Source organism: Dinghuibacter sp. (assembly GCF_035492835.1).
Taxonomy (GTDB): Bacteria; Bacteroidota; Bacteroidia; order Chitinophagales; family Chitinophagaceae; genus Dinghuibacter.
Map to the genome: position 1 here is coordinate 42,093 of NZ_DATJIY010000064.1, position 10,877 is coordinate 52,969.

At 57.4% G+C, this 10,877-nt stretch carries 9 protein-coding genes; 7 read left to right on the forward strand and 2 right to left on the reverse strand.

Going from position 1 to position 10,877, the window contains the following annotated elements:
* Nucleotides 1–18: 18 nt before the first annotated feature.
* Complete coding sequence (locus VL547_RS06215; protein WP_325576347.1) at nucleotides 19–2,403, forward strand: 3-hydroxyacyl-CoA dehydrogenase/enoyl-CoA hydratase family protein; 2,385 nt, start codon at nucleotides 19–21, stop codon at nucleotides 2,401–2,403.
* A 14-nt stretch (nucleotides 2,404–2,417) separates the two neighbouring features.
* Nucleotides 2,418–3,545, forward strand: a complete 1,128-nt coding sequence (locus tag VL547_RS06220) for a TlpA disulfide reductase family protein (RefSeq protein ID WP_325576349.1) — start codon at nucleotides 2,418–2,420, stop codon at nucleotides 3,543–3,545.
* On the opposite strand, the gene VL547_RS06225 is transcribed toward VL547_RS06220, so the two are convergent.
* Nucleotides 3,525–4,466, reverse strand: coding sequence for a TIGR01777 family oxidoreductase (locus VL547_RS06225; protein WP_325576350.1), 942 nt, complete (start codon nucleotides 4,464–4,466; stop codon nucleotides 3,525–3,527). The two genes, VL547_RS06220 and VL547_RS06225, sit on opposite strands and share 21 nt — an antisense overlap.
* Before the next feature lie 68 nt (nucleotides 4,467–4,534).
* Between VL547_RS06225 and VL547_RS06230 the strand changes: the two genes are divergently transcribed.
* From VL547_RS06230 to VL547_RS06250, 5 genes are all read left to right on the forward strand, one after another.
* Entirely contained in the window at nucleotides 4,535–6,079 is a 1,545-nt protein-coding gene (locus tag VL547_RS06230) for a hypothetical protein (RefSeq protein WP_325576352.1), read from the forward strand.
* A gap of 3 nt (nucleotides 6,080–6,082) precedes the next feature.
* Nucleotides 6,083–7,066 (forward strand): hypothetical protein, encoded by a 984-nt coding sequence (locus tag VL547_RS06235; RefSeq protein ID WP_325576356.1) that lies wholly within the window; start codon nucleotides 6,083–6,085, stop codon nucleotides 7,064–7,066.
* A gap of 80 nt (nucleotides 7,067–7,146) precedes the next feature.
* Nucleotides 7,147–7,812 carry a phosphoribosylformylglycinamidine synthase subunit PurQ gene (gene purQ / locus VL547_RS06240; protein ID WP_325576358.1) on the forward strand — a complete coding sequence of 222 codons (666 nt, stop codon included), beginning with the start codon at nucleotides 7,147–7,149 and terminating at the stop codon, nucleotides 7,810–7,812.
* Between the two features lie 49 nt (nucleotides 7,813–7,861).
* Nucleotides 7,862–8,320: a protein-disulfide reductase DsbD domain-containing protein gene (locus tag VL547_RS06245; RefSeq protein ID WP_325576360.1), complete on the forward strand. Its 459-nt coding sequence runs from the start codon at nucleotides 7,862–7,864 to the stop codon at nucleotides 8,318–8,320.
* A 1-nt stretch (nucleotide 8,321) separates the two neighbouring features.
* Nucleotides 8,322–10,277 carry a protein-disulfide reductase DsbD family protein gene (locus VL547_RS06250; RefSeq protein ID WP_325576362.1) on the forward strand — a complete coding sequence of 652 codons (1,956 nt, stop codon included), beginning with the start codon at nucleotides 8,322–8,324 and terminating at the stop codon, nucleotides 10,275–10,277.
* A gap of 30 nt (nucleotides 10,278–10,307) precedes the next feature.
* On the opposite strand, the gene VL547_RS06255 is transcribed toward VL547_RS06250, so the two are convergent.
* Nucleotides 10,308–10,598 (reverse strand): hypothetical protein, encoded by a 291-nt coding sequence (locus VL547_RS06255; RefSeq protein WP_325576364.1) that lies wholly within the window; start codon nucleotides 10,596–10,598, stop codon nucleotides 10,308–10,310.
* Nucleotides 10,599–10,877 lie beyond the last annotated feature (279 nt).

Genomic DNA, 10,877 nt, shown 5'->3' on the forward strand with positions numbered 1-10,877 from the left:
CCCAAACACCAAGAGGGTATGCACAAACGCATCATCAGAAAGGTCGCCGTACTCGGTAGTGGCGTTATGGGAAGCCGGATTGCCTGTCATTTCGCGGGAATAGGCGTACAGGTTTTATTGCTCGACATGGCCCCGACGACCCTGACACCCGAGGAAGAAGCCAAAGGGCTCAGCCTCGATAAGGTCAAAAACCGGATCGTAAACGCCGCCCTGGACGCTACCCTGAAGTCCAACCCCGGCCCGGTCTATACCAAGGAGGCCGTGGCCCTGATCCGGACCGGGAACTTCGACGACAACCTGAAGGACATCGCCACCGCCGATTGGGTCATCGAAGTGGTGGTGGAACGGCTGGATATCAAACGCTCCCTCTACGACAAGGTCGAGCAATTCCGCAAACCCGGGACCCTGATCACCTCCAACACCTCGGGGATACCGATACACCTGCTGGCGGAAAAGCGGAGCGAAGACTTCCGCAAGCATTTCTGCGGGACGCACTTCTTCAACCCGCCGCGTTACCTGCGGTTGCTGGAGATCATCCCGACCCCCGAGACCGACCCGGACGTGGTCGGTTTTCTCATGGAGTATGGTGACGTGTACCTGGGCAAAACCACGGTGCTGGCCAAGGATACCCCCGCTTTTATCGCCAACCGGATCGGCGTATACGGTATCATGGCCATCTTCCACCTGATGGAGCGGTTGCAGCTGGACATCGACGCCATCGATGCGCTTACCGGCCCCGTCATCGGGCGTCCCAAGTCCGCGACCTTCCGGACAGCGGACGTCGTGGGTATCGATACCCTCGTCAATGTAGCCAAAGGCGTGCACGATAACTGCCCGCAGGACGAAGCCGGGGCGGTGTTTGACATACCCGTCTGGTTGCAAAAGATGGTCGACAACAAATGGCTGGGGGATAAAACCAAACAAGGTTTTTTCAAAAAGATAAAGGGCGCGTCCGGCGAGTCGGAGATACTGACGTTGAATTTGAAGACGTTTGAATACGGTCCGCGTCAGAAACCCAAGTTCGCCACCCTGGAGACCGCTAAGCCGGTGGACGACCTGCGCCAGCGGCTAAAATTGGTCATGGCCGGCCAGGACAAGGCGGGTGAGTTCTACCGGGCGTTCCACTACGGCCTGTTTGCCTACATTTCGCACCGCATCCCGGAGATATCCGACGAGCTCTACCGGATTGACGACGCGATGATGGCGGGCTTTGGCTGGGAGATCGGGGCCTTCGAGACCTGGGATTTGCTCGGGGTCCAGGCAACAATCGCCGAAATGAAAAAGGCAGGCTACGCGCCGGCGTCCTGGGTGGAGGGCGTAGACGCGTTTTACAAAGTGGAAAACGGCCGCCGGCTCTACTACGATATTCCGAGCAAATCCTACAAACCCATCCCCGGCGCCGAATCCTTTATCGTGCTGAGGAACTTCGAACAACAAACGGTGTGGAGCAACAGCGCCTGCCGGTTGTACCACCTCGGCAACGACGTGCTCGGTCTGGAATGGAGCACCAAGATGAATTCCATCGGCGGGGAAGTGATCGAAGGAATCCAGAAGTCGATTTCGCTGGCCGAAGAAAAATACAAGGGACTGGTCATCGCCAACGAAGGCCCCAATTTTTCCGTGGGCGCTAACGTGGGGATGATCTTCATGCTCGCGGTGGAGCAGGAGTTCGACGAGCTCGACCTGGCCATCCGCACCTTCCAGCAGACCGTCATGCGCGTACGGCACAGCGCCATACCCGTCGTGATCGCGCCCCACGGCATGACGCTCGGGGGTGGTTGTGAAATGAGCCTCCACGCCGACAAGGTGTGCGCCGCCGCCGAGACCTATATCGGTCTGGTGGAGCTGGGCGTCGGGCTGATCCCCGGGGGCGGGGGCACCAAGGAGTTCACCCTCCGCGCCGCGGACGAGATGCACGAAGACGAGCCCGAAACCATCACGCTCAAGAACCGCTTCTTCACCATCGGGACCGCCAAGGTCTCCACGTCCGCGGAAGAGGCTTATGGCCTGGGCATCCTCCGCAAGGGGCATGACGAGGTGGTCGTGAACCAGGGCCGGCGGATCGGTGAAGCCAAACGCGCCGTCCTGGACCTGCACGAGGCCGGTTATACCATGCCCGGACAGCGGAAGGACATCAAGGTGCTCGGTAAAATGGGGTTGGGTATGTTGTATACCGGCATCAACGGGATGTTCCGGGGGAACTATATTTCCGGGCACGACGTAAAGATCGCGCAAAAGCTGGCCTGGGTGATGTGCGGCGGCGACCTCAGCGAGCCCACCCTGGTGAGCGAGCAATATCTCCTCGACCTGGAGCGGGAAGCTTTCCTCAGCCTGTGCGGGGAAAAGAAAACCCTGGAGCGGTTGCAATCCGTTTTGAAAGGGGGGAAGCCCATCCGGAATTAATTTAATTTCATGGTATGAAAAATTCGTGTTTACCCATACTGCTGAGCGGCGTCATCCTGGCGGCCGCCTGCAAATCTTCCGATCGGAACGCCTATACCGTGACCGGCACCATCAAGGGCGCGGACACCGGGAAGGCTTTCCTGTACCACCCGGTAGCCGGGAGCGTCAACTCCAAGGCCGATACGGTGAACATCGTTTCGGGCCGGTTCACCTTTACCGGCGCCACGACGGAGCCGATGTTCTGCGTCCTGGTGATCAAGGGCGCGGCCAGCGGACCCGCCCAGTTCTTCGTGGAACCGGGTACCGTGACGGTCACCGGTTCGCTCGATTCCCTCCCGCAGGCACACGTCGCCGGCGGGGCGACCGAGGACGAATACCTGAAGTACAAGGCCGAGTCCAAAATCTTCGACGACAAGATGGGGACGTTGGATTCGCTGTATGAAGCGGCCGCGCAGGGCAGCGACACCGCCCGGGCCAAAAAGACGCAGGACAGCCTGGTAGCGGAGATGAAATCCCTGGATAAGTCGGAGTCCGCATTTAACAAGCAATACATCAAGGCGCATCCCGCCTCGTTCGTCTCGGCCGTGGAGATGAAGAACCTGTTTTCCTATAACCCGGACGTGCCCGCTTTTGACAGCGCCTACCAATCGCTCGGCGACACGATCAAGCATTCCTTGCTGGGCCAACAGCTGAACGACATGCTGACCATCGCCAAAAAGACCGACATAGGACAGGTTGCCCCCGATTTCACCCTCAACGATCCGGACGGCCACCCGATAAAGCTCTCCGACTATAACAAGGGCAAGGTTGTGCTGGTGGACTTCTGGGCAAGCTGGTGCGGTCCCTGCCGCGGGGAAAACCCCAACGTCGTAAAGGCCTTCCACCAATACGGGCCCAAGGGTTTTACGGTGCTGGGCGTCTCCCTCGACGACAAGAAGGAGCCCTGGGTCAAGGCGATCAAGGACGACGGTCTGGCCTGGGGACAAGTATCCGACCTGAAGGGATGGCAGAGCGAAGCCGCCGCGATGTACGGTATCCGCGGTATCCCGATGAATTTCCTCCTGGACAAGGATGGCAAGATCATCGGCAAGGGGCTGCGGGGCGACGACCTGGTGAGCAAATTATCGAGCGTCCTTCAGTAGGTCCGCAACCGCCGCCCCGACCGTGGGGTAGGCGAACTGAAAGCCGGTAGCCTTTGCTTTCGACACGTCGGCCGTACAGCTTTTGAGCACCTCGACACTCATTTCACCCATGCCCAGCCGGAGTATCCAGGAGGGGACGTGGACGGGAACATAGAAACGGCCCCGGAGCCGTTCGGCCAGCGCCAGCACCAACGTCTTATTAGAGACCGGTGCTGGCGCTACCGCATTGTATACGCCTGTCATCCCGGGGTCCTCGATGGCCTGCACGTAAAGCCGGCAGAGGTCCGCGATGTGTATCCAGCTGATTACTTGTTTGCCGTCCCCCAGGATGGCGGCGACACCCAGCCTCAAGGATGACAGGAAGGCCGGCAGCGCGCCGCCTTCACGGGACAATACGATTCCGGTACGCAGGATGACCAGTCGTTTGCCTAGGGTGGTAACGGGGCTGATGGCGTCCTCCCAGGCGGTACAGGTGCCACCCAGGAAATCGTCCGCGGGTGGGTCGGATTCCTTAAATGGCTTCCCGCCGGTGTCGGGGCCGTACCATCCGGTGGCGGAAGCACTGATGACGCCTTTTACCCTGCACGGTCCCGCCCGGAGGGCCTCCACGATCAGCGCGCCAGAAACGGTCCGGCTGCGGACGATCTCCTGTTTACGCCTTTTGGTCCAGCGTCCCTTGGCCACGTTCGCCCCAGCCAGGTGGACGATATAATCCGTCTCGGATAAGATAGCCGACGGGAATTCGCCCTTCCGTACGTTCCAGAGGGCGTAGGTCAGGTCGGCGTCCGATGATCCGAAAGCGGTTATCCCCCGGGGTGGTTTCCGGGTCAGGACAACGACCCGGTGGCCCCTTTGTCTCAACAAACCTGTCAATGCCTTTCCTATCAGGCCCGTTCCACCGGAGATTGCGACGGTCGCCATACTTTTGTCTTATTTTTATCGTTACGGGAGGGTCGGAAATTAGTACTTTTATTTTAAGTTTAATGATTATGCAACACGTACGCTTCTTGTTGGGTTGGATTGGGCTCGTGGTATTTCCCGCCGTACTGTCCGCGCAGCATATTACCTATTCGGAAGCCGACCGGGAAGACATGCGGCAGCTCCGCTTCGACGTCCTGGGGAAGATCGGCAACACCTATATGGTGTACAAGAATACCCGCTCAAAACACTATATCACCGTTTACGACCAGGACATGAAGATCGTCCGGAACACGGACCTGGATGCCCTCAACGACCGGTTGATCAACGTCGACTTCGTCGCCTACAGCGACTTCGCCTATATGATCTTCCAGTACCAGAAAAAAGGCATCGTCTATTGCATGGCCCAGAAGATCGGCTCGGACGGGGTGGTCCAGGGCGAACCCCAGCTCCTCGACACCACCAACATCGGCATATTTGGTGACAACAAGATCTATTCCACGATCAATAGCGAGGACAAATCCAAGATCATGGTCTTTAAGATCAAGGGGAAAACCAGTGACTACCTCACCTTTACCACCATATTGCTCGACCAGCACCTGGCGGTCCAACGGAAGAGCCGGTTCACCTTCCGGGTAGAAGAGCACCGTGACCTGCTTACGGACTTTTATGTCAACAACGACGGGGACTTTGTCTTTGGCCGTTGCGAACGGCCGAACAACCGGGACAACATCCTGCACGTGACGCTGGCGATGAAACCCGCCGCGGGCGATTCCCTCCAGACCATGCCGATCGACATCGGCAATATTTTCCTGGACGACGTCAAATTGAAAGTAGATAACTTCCACCAGCGCATCCTGGTGAACTCGTTTTATTCGAACGCCCACCGCGGGAACGTGGACGGGTTGTTCACCTGTATCGTCGACAAGAACGGGCAGACCGCCCCCAAAATGGATACCATCGCTTTTGGCCAGGACCTCCGCGCCCGGGCAAAGGGGGAAAACTCCGTCAGGGGCGCTTTTAACGACTATTTTATCAAGCACATCATTATCACCGGCAACCAGGGTTTCCTGATCACGGCGGAGAGCGAATATTCCACCAACCGCCAGACGCCCTTCAACCGGTATGACTACCTGTACGGCGCCAATCCGTATTTCTATCCGAACTACGACTACTACTATTATTCCCCCTGGAGCAACTACGGATGGAACCCCTATTATCGCTATGGTTACTACCAGCCTACCCGCTTCTATTCGGATAACATCGCCCTGTTCGCGCTCGATAAGGACGGAAAGCTGGAATGGACCAATATCATCCCCAAAAGCCAGTACGACGATGACGAGGACAGCCGCCTGTCGTTCCAGATCATGCTCCAGGGCGGTGCGCTCCACTTCCTGTACAACGAATGGAATCGCCGGACACCCATCCTTTCCGACGATTCGGTGACCCCGGACGGCCAGCTGACCCGCCAGGAGCCCCTCCACAACCTGGATCGGGGGTATGAATTCCTGATCCGGTATGGCCTCCAGGTGAACGCCACCCAAATGATCGTACCTTGCACGTATAGAAACAGCATTGCCTTCGCCCTTATCGATTTTGACGCTTCAACTCCATAAACGGTGGTCTATACTTTCCGGGAAAACAACGGTTTTAACGCTTTTCTCCTTTTTGCTTACGGGTTCCTGCTAAAGCTGCCCTACTTTACGCACCCCGTCATCCCCGACGCCACCCCGGCGGACGGTTTCCTGTATTATAAGCTGCTGGCGTTCATGGGGTCCTTCGGTCATTCGTATCCAGTGATCTACCCGTTGATAGCGTATATACTGTTGTATACACAAGCTCTGACTTTCAACCAATTGATCGGAGAGCAGCGGTTGATGTACAAACCGCATTATCTAATGGCCATGAGCTACCTCCTCATCACCTCCCTGGTCCCGGAATGGAACTACCTATCTTCGGTACTGATCACCAACTCCGTCATGGTTTGGGCGTGGCCCCGGATGGTGTCCATGTATAACAATCCCCAACCTAAGGCCATCATTTTCAATATAGGTCTGGCCTTGGGTATCTGCAGCTTCTTTTACCTGCCGAGCGTGCTGTTCCTCCTGCTCCTGGGGATCGCCCTGCTGATATTCCGGCCGTTTTCGATCACCGAATGGCTGGTGGCGCTGGTGGGCATCCTTTGCCCCTATTATTTCCTTTTTCTCTATCTCTATCTTTCCGGCCAGTTTTCGCTCGCGGTATTGCTACCGAATATGACCATTTTCCCACCCAGGTTCAAATTCGACTTTGTTTTCTGTACCCGTATCGTCCTGCTGACGCTGCCCCTGCTGATCGGCTGGTATTATATCCAGCGCAACCGCGGGCGGATGCTGATCCAGGTGCGCAAAAGCGTGGCCCTGCTGCTCTGTTACCTATGTTTTGCCCTCCTGTTGCCCCTGGTCAACGGGTTTGCCGGTCTGGAGTACTGGGTCCTGGCGGCCATTCCCCTGTCGGTGTACCACGCGGCGGGGTATCTGTATGCAAGGAGGATCTACTGGGTGCAGCTGTTGCACTGGCTCACGGTGTTGTTTATCGTGCTGTGCTTCGTTTTTCACAAATAATTCCCATAACCAATGGGGTCGATTGCCTCCGACGGGTGTTCTATAAATGACGTATCTTTGTGTGCTTCAATAGTAGTACTATGCGATTTGGTGTGGTAGTTTTCCCTGGGTCCAATTGCGACCGCGACATGCATGACGCCCTGACCTACGACCTGGGTTTCGAGGTCCGGATGCTTTGGCATAAAGAAAAGGACCTCAGTGGTTTCAGCGCCGGCGACTGTATCGTGTTGCCCGGGGGCTTCAGTTACGGGGACTATCTCCGCTGCGGCGCCATTGCCCGTTTCAGCCCGCTGATGCAAAGCCTGCCCGGTTTTATCGACAGGGGAGGTAAGGTACTGGGCGTCTGCAACGGCTTCCAGATCCTGTGCGAGGCGGGTCTTCTGCCAGGCTCCCTGCTCCGGAACGCCAACCGCCAGTTCATCTGTAAGAATGTGCATATCAAAGGCCAGGACGGAAAGGTCCTGCGCATCCCGATCGCCCATGGCGAAGGTTCTTTTTACGCTGACGAAGCGACCCTCGACACCCTCGAGGTCAACGACCAGATCATCTACCGGTATTGCGACGCCAGCGGCACTCACGGCGCCAACCCGAACGGTTCCCTGCGGGACATCGCCGGTATTTCCAATGCGGACCGGACGGTCTTTGGCATGATGCCCCACCCTGAACGCGCCACCTCGGAGGCGCTGGGCAATACCGACGGCCGGGAGGTTTTTAAAGCGCTGCTGCTGGAACAGGTACCGGCTTGAGACGATGCGTCTACGCGTTTTTCGAATACGTTTATCCCATCACCATCATATGCAGAAACTCGTCTTATTGGCGCTCGCCCTTTGTACGGTAGCGCTGACAAAAGCTCAAAGCGGCAGTGCGACCCAGGTACAATGGACCTGCTCCGCTAAAAAGATCAGCGCCAAGGTCTATGAAGTGCACATGAGCGCCAGGATCGGCGCCGGCTGGCACCTCTATGCCCAGAATGCGGGCGAAGGACCGGTTCCCACGTCCTTCAAGTTTACGACCAACCCGTTGTTCTCGCTCAGCGGGAAGACGAAAGAGGTTGGGAAGATGAAGACCGTTTTTGAACAGGCGTTCAAGTCCAACGTACACTATTACGAGAACACGGTGGACTTTGTCCAGCTGGTGGAATTGAAGTCCCCGGTCAAAACGACGCTTGTTTCCAAGGTGGAGTTCATGGTGTGCAACGACCACGAGTGCCTGCCGCCCACGGATGTTGACCTTAGTGCAGCCATCGGGGGATAGTATGAAAAAAATCATTTTTTTCTGGGCGCTGCTGATGGGCGCCGCCGTCGGTGCGCGGGCGCAGGATTCCACGTTGGCGCCCCGTTTCTCCGTTGCCTATGGGCGCGTGGACACAAACACGGTAAAGGTCATCATAACCGCGCACGTGCAACCCGGGACCCGGCTTTTTTCGATCACGAAGTCTTCGGAGGACGTTCCCTATTCGCAGATCACGCTGGACAGCGCCCTGACGCCCATGCTGGTGGACAGCTTTTCGGAGAGCGGCAACCTGCACAAGGAGGCCGCGCCCGATTTTAAGGGACAGGAAATCCGGTATTTCACCGACTCGGCCCAGTGGATACAGGTGCTGAAAATACCGGCCAGCCGGAGAAAGACGGTGGAAGGCACCGTTACCTACCTGGCCAAGGTCAAGGACCAATACCTGTCCAACGGGTACAACTTTTCCGTGACCATACCCGCCGAGACCGCCGGCGCGCCGGGGGCGCCCACCGGGGGGGAGAAATCCCTCTGGTTCATTTTCGTGAGTGGGTTGCTCGCCGGTTTCGGGGCCTTCGTAAGCCCCTGCATCTACGCCATGGTGCCGGTTACCGTGAGCTTCTTTACCAAGCGCAGCACCAGCCGGTCGAAGGGTATCCAGAATGCGTTGTATTATTCCCTGTCGATCATATTGGTGTATACGCTCCTCGGATTCCTGATCACGCTCGTTTTCGGCCAGGGCGCGCTGAACAACCTCGCGAGCAGTGCCGTCTTCAACATCTTCGTTTTCCTGATGTTCCTTGTCTTCGGGATATCGTTCCTGGGCGCCTTCGAGATCACCCTGCCGGCTTCGATCAGCAACAGGGTGGATTCAAAGGCCAACCTGGGATCGTTCTCCGGGCTTTTCTTTATGGCGCTGACGCTCGTGGTGGTATCGTTCTCCTGCACGGTACCCTTTATCGGGGGACTGGCGGTGCTGACGACGCACGGTGGCAAAGTGGCGCCGATCGTTGGCTTTTTTGGCTTTTCCCTGGCGCTGGCGATGCCGTTTGCGCTGTTTGCCTTCTTCCCCTCCCTGCTCAACCAGATGGCGAAATCGGGTGGGTGGTTGATGACGGTAAAGGTGACGCTGGGCTTTATCGAGCTAGCCCTGGCGCTGAAGTTCCTGTCCAGCGCCGACCTGGCGTATCACTGGCGGGTGCTGGACAGGGAAGTATACCTGAGCATCTGGATTGTTATATTTGGATTGCTCGGCATGTATCTCCTGGGGAAACTCAAATTCGCCCACGACGATGACCTCCCCAAAAACGACTATGGTCATCCCCACCTGAAGATACCCCGGCTGTTCTTTGCGATCGCCGCCCTGTCCTTCATGGTGTATATGATCCCGGGTCTCTGGGGCGCGCCCCTCAACGGCATCAGCGCGTGGCTCCCCGAAATGAAGACGCAGGACTTCAACCTCAACAAGGTGGCGGTGGCCCCGGCAGTCGTAGCCGGCTCCATCGCTCCCCAGCCGCACAAATACACCGACTTCCTGGAATCGGAAATACGGGGTGTTACGACCTTTTTCGACTATGACGAGGCCGCCAAGGCCGCGGCGGCGGAGAACAAGCCGATCATGATCGACTTCACCGGTCACAGCTGCGCGAATTGCCGCAAGATGGAGCGGGCCGTGCTCAACGACCCGGAGGTGGTGAAGCTGCTGCAGGACGGTTTCGTCGTCGTCTCCCTGTACGTCGACGACAAGTTCCGCCTGCCCGAAGAGGAATGGGTGACGTCCAAAAACGACGGCTCCCGTCTGGAAAGCATGGGCGCCCGCAACCTGGACTTCGAGGTCGGTCTCACCGGCAACAATTCCCAGCCGCAATACGTATTCGTAACCCCCGATGGCAAGATCATCCAGAATGCCGGGGGGTATGATCCCGATGTACAACGCTTCGTCGGAATCCTGCATTCCGTGAGTACTGCGTACAAACACTAAAAAGCCGGGCGAATCCGCCCGGCTTTTTCTTTATGGATGCGAGTATATCTTGTATACCAACGTCCCCGAAGGCGGTTCGCCCGGCCCCCCTTCCGTATACCCCTCCGAAATCAGCGTCCCATTGACCGGGTTGGTGTCTCCACCGGTAACGAACTCGGTGTTGACGAGGGTACTCCAGGCCACAAACTGCCCGTCCACCGTATACCATGCATAGTTGGTAAAGGGTCCGGCCAGGTTTGCCTTTGGTTTGGCCGAGAATGAGGTCAGCGCGAGCGCCACCACCAGCAAAGGCAGCGCCAGCAACGATTTGATTTTTTTCATCTGATAGCGTTTAAGTGAAATTTTGTTATGGTAGGATGCCTACCGTCTACCAAGTTACAAAACGCCCTGACATTTCCAAGCGCGGCCTTGCACCAACTTCTCAAGCGGCTGCTTTCGCGCGTCGCGTTTGGAATTATCCCCGTGCGATCCCAAGCGCGTAGGCCGCGGAAGAGGGGTGGGGTGCCTCTTTTACCCCGTTTTGCGAAACGTTTCGCAAAACGGGGTAAAAGAGGCACCCCACCCCTCTTCCGCGGCCTACGCGCTTGGGATCGCACGGGG

Bases quoted from the DNA above. Each gene is read 5' to 3' on its own strand.
- VL547_RS06215 (WP_325576347.1), top strand. From the start codon at position 19: ATGCACAAACGCATCATCAGAAAGGTCGCCGTACTCGGTAGTGGCGTT.
- VL547_RS06220 (WP_325576349.1), top strand. From the start codon at position 2,418: ATGAAAAATTCGTGTTTACCCATACTGCTGAGCGGCGTCATCCTGGCG.
- VL547_RS06225 (WP_325576350.1), bottom strand. From the start codon at position 4,466: ATGGCGACCGTCGCAATCTCCGGTGGAACGGGCCTGATAGGAAAGGCA.
- VL547_RS06230 (WP_325576352.1), top strand. From the start codon at position 4,535: ATGCAACACGTACGCTTCTTGTTGGGTTGGATTGGGCTCGTGGTATTT.
- purQ (WP_325576358.1), top strand. From the start codon at position 7,147: ATGCGATTTGGTGTGGTAGTTTTCCCTGGGTCCAATTGCGACCGCGAC.
- VL547_RS06245 (WP_325576360.1), top strand. From the start codon at position 7,862: ATGCAGAAACTCGTCTTATTGGCGCTCGCCCTTTGTACGGTAGCGCTG.
- VL547_RS06250 (WP_325576362.1), top strand. From the start codon at position 8,322: ATGAAAAAAATCATTTTTTTCTGGGCGCTGCTGATGGGCGCCGCCGTC.
- VL547_RS06255 (WP_325576364.1), bottom strand. From the start codon at position 10,598: ATGAAAAAAATCAAATCGTTGCTGGCGCTGCCTTTGCTGGTGGTGGCG.